The 12,851-nt window shown below is 43.5% G+C and carries 11 protein-coding genes; 8 read left to right on the top strand and 3 right to left on the bottom strand.

Annotated elements, in window-relative coordinates:
- Nucleotides 1–252 precede the first annotated feature (252 nt).
- The 4 genes from ACSLBF_RS13365 to ACSLBF_RS13350 are packed head-to-tail and all read left to right on the top strand — an operon-like array spanning nt 253 to nt 4,496.
- On the top strand, nt 253–816 hold the full coding sequence (locus tag ACSLBF_RS13365; protein ID WP_440053865.1) for a UPF0149 family protein: 564 nt from the start codon (nt 253–255) through the stop codon (nt 814–816).
- Between the two features lie 2 nt (nt 817–818).
- A complete protein-coding gene (gene pepP / locus ACSLBF_RS13360; protein ID WP_440053864.1) occupies nt 819–2,132 on the top strand; it encodes a Xaa-Pro aminopeptidase in 1,314 nt (437 codons plus the stop codon).
- 9 nt (nt 2,133–2,141) lie between these two features.
- Nucleotides 2,142–3,314, top strand: coding sequence for a 2-octaprenyl-6-methoxyphenyl hydroxylase (gene ubiH, locus ACSLBF_RS13355; RefSeq protein ID WP_440053863.1), 1,173 nt, complete (start codon nt 2,142–2,144; stop codon nt 3,312–3,314).
- Between the two features lie 9 nt (nt 3,315–3,323).
- Nucleotides 3,324–4,496: an FAD-dependent oxidoreductase gene (locus tag ACSLBF_RS13350; RefSeq protein ID WP_440053862.1), complete on the top strand. Its 1,173-nt coding sequence runs from the start codon at nt 3,324–3,326 to the stop codon at nt 4,494–4,496.
- Between the two features lie 94 nt (nt 4,497–4,590).
- On the opposite strand, the gene ACSLBF_RS13345 is transcribed toward ACSLBF_RS13350, so the two are convergent.
- A complete protein-coding gene (locus tag ACSLBF_RS13345; protein WP_440056239.1) occupies nt 4,591–7,092 on the bottom strand; it encodes a S8 family serine peptidase in 2,502 nt (833 codons plus the stop codon).
- A gap of 631 nt (nt 7,093–7,723) precedes the next feature.
- On the opposite strand from ACSLBF_RS13345, the gene ACSLBF_RS13340 reads away from it, so the two are divergent.
- The 4 genes from ACSLBF_RS13340 to ACSLBF_RS13325 are packed head-to-tail and all read left to right on the top strand — an operon-like array spanning nt 7,724 to nt 10,791.
- The gene (locus tag ACSLBF_RS13340; protein WP_440053861.1) at nt 7,724–9,184 is read left to right on the top strand and encodes a curlin; all 1,461 of its coding nucleotides are present in this window, start codon (nt 7,724–7,726) and stop codon (nt 9,182–9,184) included.
- Between the two features lie 31 nt (nt 9,185–9,215).
- The gene (locus ACSLBF_RS13335; protein ID WP_440053860.1) at nt 9,216–9,599 is read left to right on the top strand and encodes a CsgE family curli-type amyloid fiber assembly protein; all 384 of its coding nucleotides are present in this window, start codon (nt 9,216–9,218) and stop codon (nt 9,597–9,599) included.
- Nucleotides 9,600–9,601: 2 nt separating this feature from the next.
- Nucleotides 9,602–10,027, top strand: coding sequence for a curli assembly protein CsgF (locus ACSLBF_RS13330; RefSeq protein WP_440053859.1), 426 nt, complete (start codon nt 9,602–9,604; stop codon nt 10,025–10,027).
- Complete coding sequence (locus ACSLBF_RS13325; RefSeq protein ID WP_440053858.1) at nt 10,024–10,791, top strand: CsgG/HfaB family protein; 768 nt, start codon at nt 10,024–10,026, stop codon at nt 10,789–10,791. The genes ACSLBF_RS13330 and ACSLBF_RS13325 overlap by 4 nt, the downstream gene beginning before the upstream one ends.
- Before the next feature lie 29 nt (nt 10,792–10,820).
- Here the strand turns inward: ACSLBF_RS13325 and ACSLBF_RS13320 are convergent, their stop codons facing one another.
- Both ACSLBF_RS13320 and ACSLBF_RS13315 read right to left on the bottom strand, forming a co-directional pair.
- Nucleotides 10,821–11,534 carry a response regulator transcription factor gene (locus tag ACSLBF_RS13320; RefSeq protein ID WP_440053857.1) on the bottom strand — a complete coding sequence of 238 codons (714 nt, stop codon included), beginning with the start codon at nt 11,532–11,534 and terminating at the stop codon, nt 10,821–10,823.
- A 154-nt stretch (nt 11,535–11,688) separates the two neighbouring features.
- Complete coding sequence (locus ACSLBF_RS13315) at nt 11,689–12,831, bottom strand: M23 family metallopeptidase (RefSeq protein WP_440053856.1); 1,143 nt, start codon at nt 12,829–12,831, stop codon at nt 11,689–11,691.
- Nucleotides 12,832–12,851 lie beyond the last annotated feature (20 nt).

Below are 12,851 nucleotides of genomic sequence, written 5' to 3'. Positions count from 1 at the left end.
CAGTATATAAAACATCTATCCATCACGAAACCATAAGCTGGACTTTTCTGTACCGTTAGTTGCCTTTTTGCGCGCTTTGTATAGTTACCAGTCAAGCTGAATAAGTAATAACGGATTTTAACCAACTTTTTAGTGTTAGTGATTCACGTACCAGATTGAAAGTCGTGGACTATTGAGCTGAATCATACAATTCGTTGGAGTTGCTGGGGTGGCAGTGGTAGCATTGGATTATCTACTGCTTAGGACATTATCATGAGCGAATTCAAAGATTATCAGCAAGCACAGTTGCTACTTGAACAGCACGAGCTGTATATTTCTCCTGCAGAAGTACACGGTACTATTTCTGGCCTACTAGCCTGTGGCCTAAATATTGAAGAATCAGAATATCTTGGACTGTTGTCTGACGTATTTAATGAAGGTCAAAAGTTTGATAGTTCAATCAGAGAATTTTGTGTTGAACTGTACAAACAAGTCTCTACTCGCTTCAATGATGGTGAGTTCCAATTCGAGCTTTATTTACCGCGAGAAGATGAGTCATTACAAGATCAAGCAGAAGCGTTAATAAGTTGGATTGCAGGATTTCTACTTGGTTTTGGGCTTAAGCGTAAAGATTACGGGACCTTGTCAGCTGACGTAAAAGAAGTGATCAATGACTTCAGCGAAATCACCAAATTAGATACCCGTTTTGATGAGACCGAAGACGATCAACAAGCATTACATGAAGTTATTGAATACACTCGCGTGTCTGCACTGCTATGTTTTGCGGAAATGGGCAAAGAAAGCCAACTAACCACTACCTCAAAAACAATACACTAATTATGATAAAAAATACTGAATTCGTAACAAGACGCGCCCGTCTACTGGCGCAAATGGATAATAATTCAGTCGCTATCATCCCCGCGGCTGTTGAGTTAACACGCAGTAGAGACACCGAGTTTCCTTTTCGTCAAGACAGTGATTTTTTCTACCTAAGTGGGTTTAATGAACCAGATGCGGTATTGGTATTGAACAAAGATGCTGCTGGTAATGGCACCACAACACTGTTCTGTCGTAACAAAGATAAGCTTGCTGAAGTATGGCATGGTCGTCGACTCGGGCATGAGCAAGCCAAAACACAGTTGCAGATAGACGATACTTATCCTCTTTCTGAGCTTGATCATCAACTTGCCATTTTGGTAAATGGTCATAAGGTGTTGTATTACGGTCAAGGAACGTATGCAAGTTTTGATGACAAGGTATGGCAGTTGCTCAGTACCTTGCGTGGCGCTCCGAAAAAAGGCTATCGCGCACCGGAAATTATTAAAGATGTGCGCCTGTTGATCCATGAAATGCGCTTATTTAAGTCGGCCGATGAAATAGCAGTCATGAGATTAGCAGGTAAAATCAGTGCCGAAGCTCACATTCGCGCTATGCAGTTTGCTAAGCCTGGAGCCACTGAATATCAACTTGAAGCAGAGCTGCATCATCATTACGCCATGAATGGGGCTCGTCATCCAGCTTATGGCACAATTGTCGGTAGTGGTATCAATGCCACAATTTTACACTACACCGAAAATAGCGATGAGCTTAAAGCCGGTGATTTAGTATTAATTGATTCGGGTTGCGAACTGGAAGGTTATGCAGCCGATATCACGCGTACATTTCCGGTCAACGGTAAATTTAGTGAACCACAAAAGGCAATCTATAACTTGGTTCTCGAAGCTCAACACGCCGCATTTGCGGAAGTAAAACCAGGTGGTACGTTGCAGCAGGCGAATCAAGCTGCAATGCGAGTATTGACGCAAGGTTTGATTAACTTGGGAATATTGGCAGGAGAACTAGAGGAATTGCTTGAAGCCCAAGCTTGTAAAGCGTTTTACATGCACGGCCTTGGCCATTGGTTGGGCCTAGATGTGCATGATGTTGGTGAATATAAGCTAGACGAGGCAGACCGACCATTCGCGCCGGGGATGGTATTGACGATTGAGCCTGGACTTTATTTTGACGAAGATGCTGCTGTACCTGAACAATACAAAGGGATTGGCGTGCGTATAGAAGATGATTTATTGATCACCGAGTCTGGTTTTGAAAACTTGACCGAAAGCGTGCCAAAAACCATCGCAGAAATTGAAGCCTTGATGAGTAACAAGTGAGAAATTTAGGTGCAACAATTTGATGTCGTTGTCGTTGGGGGCGGCATGGCTGGAGCCAGTGCTGCCATCGCGATAAAAAAAGCAAACCCTACATGTACGGTAGCGGTTGTGGAAGCGTTTCAACCCAAAAGCGATCATCACCCAAGCTTTGATGATCGCAGCATTGCGTTAGCACAACAGTCAGTACAATACCTGAACCAGCAAGGTCTGTTTAACGTTGATTGGCCTTTCGCCGAAGCTATTAAGCAAGTCAATGTGTCAGATCGAGGACATTTTGGTAAAGCTTGGATCAAGCCTGAAGATTATCAGGTTGATGCATTAGGATACGTTGTCGAGGTTAATCCATACGGTGCATTTTTACACCAACAACTGGCAGCTCAAGCTATCTCGTTATTTTGTCCTGCAAAAGTTGCTGAACTTAAGCAATTCCAAACACATATAGAACTGCGATTTGATGATGGAAACTCGATATGTGCCAATCTGTTGGTGGTCGCAGATGGAGCACAATCACCGACTCGCAAGAAATTAAACTTAGGCTTTGAATCTATCGCTTATGAGCAAGGGGCTTTGATAGCCAATGTTGAGATTGAGCAGCCCCACCAAGGCCATGCATTTGAACGCTTTACCCAAACTGGGCCTATGGCTTTGCTCCCGATGAGTGGCAATCGGTACTCTTTGGTTTGGTGTATGCCTAATCACAAACTGCCGGATTATGAACAGCTCGAAGAAGCGGCATTTTTACAAGCCTTGCAATCGGAATTCGGTTATCGGGCAGGGCGTTTTGTGCAAGTTGGAAAGCGTTCCAGTTATCCTCTACTTCTTGGCCGTTGTGAGCAATTAGTGCACCACCGAGCAGTGGTGATCGGTAATGCCGCACATGCCATTCATCCCATAGCAGGGCAAGGTTTTAATTTAGGCTTACGAGACATTCAGTGCCTCGCCCAATTGTGTCAGCAGCAACCTGCTACACAGTGGGGAGACTTTCAATTTACGCGTGCTTATCAATTGGCGCGAGCGCAGGATATTAATACAGTGATGACACTGACCGATGCACTCGTTAGATTATTTTCAAACGCTTCTAGAACCCTCGCGCTTGGTCGTAGCCTTGGGCTGTTAACCATGGCATTGTCAAAGCGAGCAAAAGCACCTTTAGCCAGACAGTTAATGGGTTTTAGCCGTTAAGGAGTTATCATGCAGCAAGTACAAGTATGTATAGTTGGTGGGGGTTGCGTAGGCCTGTCTTTGGCACTGGGCTTAGCACAACAAGATATTTCGGTGTTGGTTTTGGATAGTGGTGATGTGCCGCAACCTGTTGCTGAACACTATGGCGCACGTGTCAGTGCGATAAGTGCAACGAGTCAAGCGTTGTTTGAGCAACTTGGCGTTTGGTCTGCGATCGTTGCGCAACGTGCCACCCCTTACAACAAAATGGATGTTAGAGACAAAGACAGCTTTGGTCGCATTGCCTTTGACAGTAACGAATTGGACCTGCCGCAACTGGGTCATATTATTGAAAATGACGCGATCCGTTATGCTCTATGGTCATCCTTGAGTCAGCACAGTATGGTGACGTTGATGAGTAACACGCGTTATCAAACCCTACATCAAACCGACTCAGATGTTTTGCTAACACTCGAAAGCGGTGAGCCAATTATGGCTAAGTTGCTGGTGGCAGCAGATGGGGCGCGTTCAGCCATTCGTCAACAATTCAATATGCCGATAACTTATTGGGATTATGATCACCATGCGCTGGTGGCGACAGTAAAAACGCAGCGCCCACATGAAAGTACTGCACGGCAAGTTTTTTTACCTGATGGGCCGCTGGCATTTTTACCGTTACCCGATCCTCATCATCATTCAATCGTTTGGTCCACTGCTCCGCAGCATGCTGAACAACTGAAAAATATGCCAGAGAGTGAGTTTAATAAGGCTCTTAGTGCTGCGATAGATATGCAGTGTGGTGTGACGCAAGTTGTCGGTGAACGTCAGGTGTTTCCGCTTACCATGCGCTATGCCAAGCAGTGGCTCAATGGCCGAACGGTGTTAATTGGAGATGCCGCACATACTATTCATCCGTTAGCTGGTTTAGGCATGAACTTAGGTTTGAAGGATGCAGCCTATTTGATCCAACTGCTAGCCTCTAGCACCGATGATTTTGCTAATCACAAAATATTGCGTCTGTATGAAAGAAGCCGCAAAGCAGATGCACAAAAGCACATTGCCATGATGCAAGGATTAAAAGTCTTGTTTGAAGGGGCAAACCCGTTGAAAAAGCTTTTCAGAGGAGCGGGGTTGAGTATGGTTGATAAAATGGGACCAATAAAAAACTTATTTGCTAAAGAAGCGATTGGTGGCGATTTGTAGTTAACCTGAAAAAAGCCCCTTGCGGGGCTTTGCGGTTAATTAAAGTTATACCAATTCTCTTAATTCGTTGCTCAGATATTAATGTGACTTGGTATTAGTCAAAGCTAACAGTAACTTCGTTAGAACAAATGTCGCCTTCTTGACAGATTTTGTAAGTGTAACTTGTTGCTGCTGGATCATAATCAAAATCACGGAACTTACCGGTATTACTGATTGTATCAAGCACTGCGCCGTCACGGTAAACCGTCACAAATTCAGCGCTACTACCTTCCCAAGCAAGCTCTACGCGTGTAAAGCCAGTACGAGTTTTGTTACCACGAACAACAGAAAGTTCAATAGAGTCAGAACTTAGCAGAACGCTTTGGCTACTAGTGTGGCTGTTGCCTTCACTGTCTGTCACGGTTAGCGATACGGTATACGTACCTGACTCCGCAAAAATATGCAGTGGGCTTGCTTCAGTGCTGATACTGCCGTCACCAAAGTCCCATGCCCAGCTGACGATATCGTCGTTCGGGTCACGACTTAAGTCAGAAAATTGAACAGATAAGCCATTTGCATCATAACTGAACTCAGAAACCGGAGGTTGTGGAGATACTTCACCAAGACCGGTTAAATTTAGTGTCCAGCTATTGAGTGTACCAGTATCAACACCAGCATTATCAGATACCCAAAGTGTCCAATCACCCGTCGCTACCTCACCATTAAATGCAGTGGAGTTAAAGGTTTTGCTGATGTTGTCATCAGAACCACCTTGGCGGTCATGTAATGTTGCAACCGTACCAGCAGGAGAGGTTAGTGTCACAATTAAGTCACCAATGTAGGTGTGAGTGATATCAACTAATGTATTAGTGTCAAATACAGTTACTTCGTCAGCCACTGTGATGACAGAGCGAATACCTGCAGCATCGTTATCAGGGATATCTACCGCAGTGTTATTTTCGTAGCTAAAGTCGTGTAAGCCTTGTGGTAACACGCTTAGCGCAACTGATTTTTGCTGGCTTAACTCACCAGACATTGCATCAACTGTGAAGCTATAGTCACCCCAGCGCGTATCTGCGGTCGTTGGTACTTCAAGCGTGACTGTATCGCCAATCGTTGCAGTTGTTTGCGATAGAGTTGCATCAGCAATTGGGGTCGCTAATCTTAAGTCGATTGTACCTTGCCAATCTGCAATCGATGAGAAAGTGAACTCATAACGAGCCGTTTCACCTGCGACAATTTCTTGATTAGAAGGTGCAACTGAGACTTTAAAGCCTGGCTCAGGATCCGCATCCAATACTGCTTGATACACGTTCAAACGTTTGCCTGATACTGTTTTGCCATCTAGTGCTGCGTTGGCATCGCCGCTTTCCATGAGTAAGTTTTTAAGCTCAACAGCACTCAATGAAGGGTTGACTGAAAGCACGAGTGCAGCAGCGCCAGCAACATGGGGCGTTGCCATTGAAGTACCTGAGTAGCTGCTGTAACCGCCACCAGGAACCGTTGATAGAATCGCACTACCCGGAGCGCCTAAATCAACTGAAGTCAGACCCCATTGCGAGAATGAAGACATGGCGTCGGTATGAGTTGTACTGGCAATGGAAAATACGCTTTCATGTTCATAACTAGAAGGATAATGTGGATTTTGATCGTTATCTACAGCCCCATTACCAGCTGCAGCAACAAATAAGATATCCGCATTTTCACTTGCTGTGATGGCATCCGCCAGCGCTTGGCTGTAACCACCGCCGCCCCAGCTATTGTTTGTCACTCTGATATTGTGGCCAGCATTTTTCAGAGCAACCATGTAGTCAATACACTCAATTGCATCTGAAGTGGTACCGCTACCTGAAGCGCTTAAGAACTTACAACCTACGATAGAAACTTCATGGTTAACACCAGCTACACCCGTCGCGTTGTTGGCTGCGGCACCGATGGTACCTGAAACGTGAGAACCGTGACCCTGATCATCCATTGGGTCGCCAGTACCAGTAATGGCGTTGATCCCATAAACGTCATCCACATAGCCATTGTTATCATTATCTATACCGTCACCGGCGATTTCGCCAGGGTTTCTCCAAGCGTTTGCTGCAAGATCGGGGTGGTTGTAGTCAACACCTGTATCGATAACACCGACAATGACGTCACGTGAACCGGTAGTGATATCCCAAGCTTCTACTGCATCGATATCGGCATCTTCTGTACCGCCTGTTTGACCGGTGTTGTGAAGGCCCCAGAGTTCATCGAAACGACTATCGTCAGGAATACCTAACGCCGAAACTTGATAATCCGGCTCAACATAAGCAATGGCAGGGTGTTTGGCTAGCTTCTCTATCGCAACCTTGGCGCTGATCCCTTGAAGTTTGAAGTTTGCTAGGCGACCTTCAAGAATATTGCGATATTTATCGTCTTTTTCATCCGCATTCAGGTCAGAGATCCGTGCTTTTACAAGGTTTCTGGCATGTGCACGCATTGCGGCTGACGTGTTTTCTTTAAAGACAACCATGACACTGTCTTCAGCAGCTGCTGATGTAGTTTTGATTTGTACTGCTGCATGTGCTGTTAATGATAAAGCTGGTAGTAACGCTAATGTTAAAGCGGAAAGTTTTGTTTTCATCATAAAATCCATTCAAAAGAGTTAAGCCTTTACTGTTGTACGCTTTTGCGCTGAAACAGCATGGAGTATCTGGTAAGTGGCAACAAATTTTGAGTGGCAACGAATACAACCTAGTTTCAGTTTCATATTCTTGCAATGTAAATGGATGGTTAAAATTAAATTTCACACTTTTTTGTGTTGAGGAGGAATTTTTTATCTAGCTTGTTGGTACTTTTTTTGTACCATTTTCAATTGGGTGTGTTGGAATTTTATTCATGCTTTTTTTGTAGTTGTGTTTGTTGTTTTTGTTTTTGAGTTTTGTTTTGTTGTTATCCTGTTGATATTTATTGGTTTTTTATTTCATGTTAATTTCTTATTTATCTATTGGTGTTCCCATCATAGAGTTAAGGAAGATAGAGGTACAAATAAAGTTTTATTTACTTATTACCAAGTAAAAACTCTACTTGAGCTTCTTGAATGTAAATTTCTGGTAACTGGCACAAAGGATCTCACCCAATTTTTGGGGAGAAAACGGAAGTTCATCTAAGGTCGCTGACATTTGCGTATAGGTCCGGCAACAACCTATGTAAAGGTCATTATTAGCAGCGTCCTTAACTAATAAATTATCAAACGAATATTTAAGGAGAACCGTGTGAAGTTTTCAAAGTCAATTATAAGTTGTGCGATAGTCCTTGCACTTACCCACTCAGTTTCTGCTTTTGCTGAAGATAGTCAAAAGGCTTCAGCTGATGATAAAGCAGTTTCTACCTCTGCTTTAGCACAAATTGAGCGTGTAGCGGGTCAAACAAATGAACTTAAACTTTCACAAACCTCAGCTGCAGGTGGTAACAGCCTAGCTACCACTCAGACAGGTGAATCAAACCTTACCGACATAACAACGGTCGGTGACAACAATGACACGGCTGTGGCTCAAAATGGCGCAGGCAACGTTGCATTGATCACGACTACTGGCAATGGTAATACGCAAAGCTATGAGCAAGATGGCGAAGCCAATGGTGCTTTGACAGAGTTAACTGGTGATGAGAATAACGTATCTGTAACTCAAAGTGGAACAGGTGTGCTCGGTATTAATAATGAAGCAATTAACGTTGTTTCAGGCAATGGTAACGATATCTCTGTAACGCAAGGTTCTGGCGGCCACTGGTTTTATAACAATGATATGCAAGGCGATGCCAACCAAGTCAGCGTAACACAGCAGGGCAGTTGGAACGAAACAACGCTTGAGACTGTTCAAGGTGACGCAAACCAAATTGAGATAAGTCAAGATGGTTTCTATAACCAATTCACTGTAAGCCAATTACAAGGTAACGATAATGAAATCGAGTCAGAGCAAATTGGCGATTTAAACATTGTCGAAGTTGAAGAGTTAACCGGTGATGAGAACAGCATCGACATTGAACAATTTGGTGACAGCAACAAATTCGCTTCAAGTTTATTCTCTGGTGAAGACAATGAAGTTGAAATCATCCAAAATGGCGATGAAAACCAAATAGCGGCTGATGTTGTTGGTAACGGAAATGAGTTTCTAGCGTATCAAAACGGCAATGGAAATGAGTCCTACTTGGGAGTTGTTGGTGACGGAAATGATTTCACCGCAGTGCAATTGGGCAATGAAAACTCAGCGCATTTAGCTAACTTTAACGGTAGTGATAACAACATCGATGTCGTACAAAGCGGCGATCTAAACCAGCTTATCGTACAGTCTTCTTACCCAGATAACAGCTTATCCAGTGACAATAATGATGTTGCCATAGTGCAAGAAGGTACTTTCAATGGTGTTGCGGTAACTATGAGTTCTGTAGTTGAAAGCGCAAACAACCAAGTGGATATTGCACAAAATGGTGAGTTAAACGCGATTGACTTGATGTTAGAAGGCAGCGGCAATGCGATTGAAGTTCTTCAACAAGGAAATAATAACTTTGTTGCAGGTATCGACAGCGGTGCATTCATAATCATGGGTGATGACAATGTGTTGTCTATCAATCAATTTGGTAACGGCAACCTTGTTGAGGGGGGATTAAACGGCAGCGGCCAAAATATCTCAATTACTCAAACGGGTGACAACAACGTTGCAACTATCGTTCAGCAGTAATCGTGGAGTGGGGGCTTGGCCCCCATATTCTATGTATCGTGTTCTGAGTTTATGGTTCTTACTTCTAACATTCTGCGTTAAGGCACCTGCAAGTGATGTTGAAATAGGTGGTCTTGTCATTGATCAAAGCATTAGCCGTTTTGGGCATCAATTTTATTTCCAGTTTTCACAGCTTTGGCGCGATGTGCCAAACACCTCGGGTGTTAATGTCACGATTAAAGAAACCGTATTGCCGCGTGCAGGTACTAAATTAGAAGTGTTAATGAACAACGAAGTGGTATATGCCACGGCGATGGGAAGGAGAAATGATTCAATTGACGAGCGAGTAGAGACGTCTCTATTTGCAATTATGGATGCAATGGCGAAGCTGCAGTTTCAGCAAGGTTCGCCTGATTTAGCAGCTAGTGGGTGGTAATCATGACAACAAAAATAATATCGAGCTGTATTGGCTTTGTGTTTTTAAGTACTTTTGGTTATGCGAGTGAACTCGTTTATCAACCAATTAATCCTGCATTTGGTGGTAACCCGTTGAATGCCAATATGCTATTGAATAAAGCACAATCTCAAAACAAGCATAAGGCCCCCATCATTGAAAAAACCTACGGTGAGCGTTTCCAAGAATCTCTTGAACGTACGTACTTAAATCGTATGGTGAGAGAAATAACTGATATCGCGTTTGGTGATGATGTAAACGACAGCGTATTTAATCAAGATTCAATTTTTATGAGTGGTGATTACCAAATTGAAATTATCACTAGCTCATCAGAAAGCATCACCGTCAGAATTACTAATACCGTTAATGGTGAAGAAACGATCCTTGAAGTACCGAGATTTCAGCCATGAGGGTATTTTTACTTTTTGCTTGGCTTTTGTTACTGTCAGGTTGTGGAACTTTGTCGAGAACTTTACCACCAGAACAAAGCTTACCAAGCGTGCTGGAAACGACTGAAACCTATCAAGAACTAAAATCTTTGCCCGAACCTAAAGGGCGAATTCCAGTTGCCGTGTATTCGTTTAGAGATCAAACCGGACAATACAAACCCAAAGAAAACGTCAGCTCGTTTTCAACCGCTGTGACGCAAGGCGCTAATTCTATATTGATGCAAGCACTTCATGAAACCGACTGGTTTGTAGCGGTTGAACGTGAGGGGCTACAAAACTTACTTACTGAGCGAAAAATTGTACGAGCCGCAAACGACGATAAACAAAATATTCCAGAGTTACCTCCATTGATGACCGCGAAAGTCATTCTAGAGGGAGGAATAATCAGTTATGACTCTAATACGCGTACCGGTGGGTTGGGAATGGAGTACTTTGGCATTGGCGCTTCTGAACTGTATCGAGAAGACACTATCTCCATTTACATGCGAGCAGTCGACGTGCGTACAGGCCAAGTGTTACTTTCTGTCGCGACGACCAAGAAAGTCTTGTCGATGGAAGTTCGTGCTGGTTTTTTCAGATATGTTAGTTACAAGCGGTTAGCCGAAGCTGAAGCGGGTTTTAGTGACAACGAACCTATGCATATTTGTGTCACTCAGGCGATAGAAAAGGCATTGACGGAGCTAATTAAGCAGGGGATAGGAAAAGGGCTCTGGTCTCCGGCCTAAACTCTGCTGGCGATTAGGTGAGGGTAAGCTCACCTTGCGGATGTCAGTGGAATATGCTGTTGAGCCCAATTAGCTAACTCTATTCGGTTGCGAGAATTTGTCTTCTTAAAAGCACTGTATATATGGGTTTTAACCGTATGCGCGCTAATGTTTAATGAGTCTGCAATATCTTCATTCCGGGCACCAGTGGCCAGTAAGCGAATGACGGATTTTTCTCTGGTAGTGAGTGAATTCAAACGTTCATCTTGTAAATTTGGATCGGACATAACACAAGGCTTAGGAAGTAAAGTGATTAACTCACTAAACGCCTCCGAAATCGCACTTCGACAGAACCACAGTTCATTGTTGAGCACTGTACGTACAGCTTTAAATAGTGTTTCTGGTGGTGTATCGACGTAAATAAGCCCTTTGACGTTGCCAAGCAGTGCGGTTTTTTCATTTACTTTTTCAGGTCTTGCGTTAAATAGCAGCACCCTATGTTTTTGTGCTAAGTGCAGTATTTCAGCACTTAGTAACTCATTACAATCTCGTAAACTGACATCAACTAAAAAAAGACTAAACGCACTTCTTTGTGTATCACAGGGAAGTTTATCATCGACTTTTACCTGCTGGCTCACCGTTTCTAATACCCTTAGTAATAGCGAAAACTCAGGACAGGAAGTATCAACGGTTGGATGGGTCAACATGAATATGCTTTGTTGATAGAGTTGGTGTTGGTTGTGTTGCAAGTTTCTTGTGCTCATATTGATATATGTATTATTTTTTATGTATCCATAAAAGATACATTTAATTCACATAAACTTTAAGCTTTATTTTCTAATTTTTATGGTTTTGTTAACTGGATGTTGGGTAGCCTGAATCCTGATTGAGACCTAGGCTACCCAGATTTAATCGTAATTATTTATAAAGTGCTCGCCACGCACAGGTGCGGTAGCCATTTTTCATGAAGTAAAAGCGGTTGCAGTTGTCGTCATAATTGTAGCTGCCAACATCTACCCGGTAACCACTGATATACCAGTTATGCAATGAGATAAAGCTGCCATTGTATAACAGTGAGAAATGTAAATGAGGGCCTGTTGACTGGCCGCCTTGACACAATGCTGTGCTCTTGTCGTCAGCGTATCTTCCTAGCCATGCTCCAGCAGCGATAACATCACCTGAACGATAACGAAGATCTTCCATATGATAGTATTGAGTTGCATACCCACTGGCGTGTGTAACGCGGATATTGCAGGCCGAGAATCGTGTAACAGTGCCACCATGTGCAGCTTGAACCCAAGGAGTGTTGCTGCCCCAGCCACCAGAACCATTGTTAAAGTCTAGTGAGGAATATGGATAGCCAGATCCAGTGTTTGAATGTGCGCCACCGCTATACCATGCATACCCTGAAGGCCATGGAAAACTTAGATAAAAATCAGCCTGTGGTTCAATGTTTTGGCTGTAGGGGACATCAGTGTTGAGGAGCAGAGATTGTTTGTTAAACAACGCTTGGTAAAGGGTTGCCGTTTCATGCACTGGACGTCCGGTAAGGCTGGTGAGTGCGACAGAAGCGCTGTCTTTAGTCTTTAACTGAGCTTGGTTATTTTGTTCTACAAATTGCCGGTGTGCATAATAAAGTGCACTCAGGCGTAATGCGATATCCATCACTTGCTCGTCAAAGCCTAGTTTAGAAGACAAGTTGTTAAAGGGTTTTTGCAAAGCCGCTTTCGTTGGTGACGAAATGACTTGGCTATATTGCTCCATCAGGGCAAGCAATAACTTAGGGTTGATGCTTGAGTACCCCGCGTAATGTAAAATGACATCTAACTTTTCTTCAAGGTGTGGTGCAGTACTTGCTATTACCGATGGCCAATCTTCTTGCTGTAACTGGTTACTAAACAAGAACTGCGATGGTTCGACGACTGTAATACTGGTAAGGGGCAGCGATTCGATTTGTGCTTGACTAAACGAAATACTAGGAAGTGGGTAATGTTGTCCAGCTGCGCTAACTGCGCAGCTCATCAGTAGCATTGAAGTTGTACTAAGTATGGAAACTTTCATGTCATATCCTTTTAGAGTGT

The organism is Pseudoalteromonas sp. T1lg65, assembly GCF_051930985.1.
In the GTDB taxonomy this organism is placed as follows: domain Bacteria; phylum Pseudomonadota; class Gammaproteobacteria; order Enterobacterales; family Alteromonadaceae; genus Pseudoalteromonas.
This window is presented reverse-complemented; position numbering and strand designations above follow the sequence as displayed.

Coding starts and splice junctions, on each gene's coding strand:
- ACSLBF_RS13365 (WP_440053865.1), top strand. CDS start 253: ATGAGCGAATTCAAAGATTATCAGCAAGCACAGTTGCTACTTGAACAG.
- pepP (WP_440053864.1), top strand. CDS start 819: ATGATAAAAAATACTGAATTCGTAACAAGACGCGCCCGTCTACTGGCG.
- ACSLBF_RS13350 (WP_440053862.1), top strand. CDS start 3,324: ATGCAGCAAGTACAAGTATGTATAGTTGGTGGGGGTTGCGTAGGCCTG.
- ACSLBF_RS13345 (WP_440056239.1), bottom strand. CDS start 7,092: ATGAAAACAAAACTTTCCGCTTTAACATTAGCGTTACTACCAGCTTTA.
- ACSLBF_RS13335 (WP_440053860.1), top strand. CDS start 9,216: ATGTATCGTGTTCTGAGTTTATGGTTCTTACTTCTAACATTCTGCGTT.
- ACSLBF_RS13330 (WP_440053859.1), top strand. CDS start 9,602: ATGACAACAAAAATAATATCGAGCTGTATTGGCTTTGTGTTTTTAAGT.
- ACSLBF_RS13325 (WP_440053858.1), top strand. CDS start 10,024: ATGAGGGTATTTTTACTTTTTGCTTGGCTTTTGTTACTGTCAGGTTGT.
- ACSLBF_RS13320 (WP_440053857.1), bottom strand. CDS start 11,534: ATGAGCACAAGAAACTTGCAACACAACCAACACCAACTCTATCAACAA.
- ACSLBF_RS13315 (WP_440053856.1), bottom strand. CDS start 12,831: ATGAAAGTTTCCATACTTAGTACAACTTCAATGCTACTGATGAGCTGC.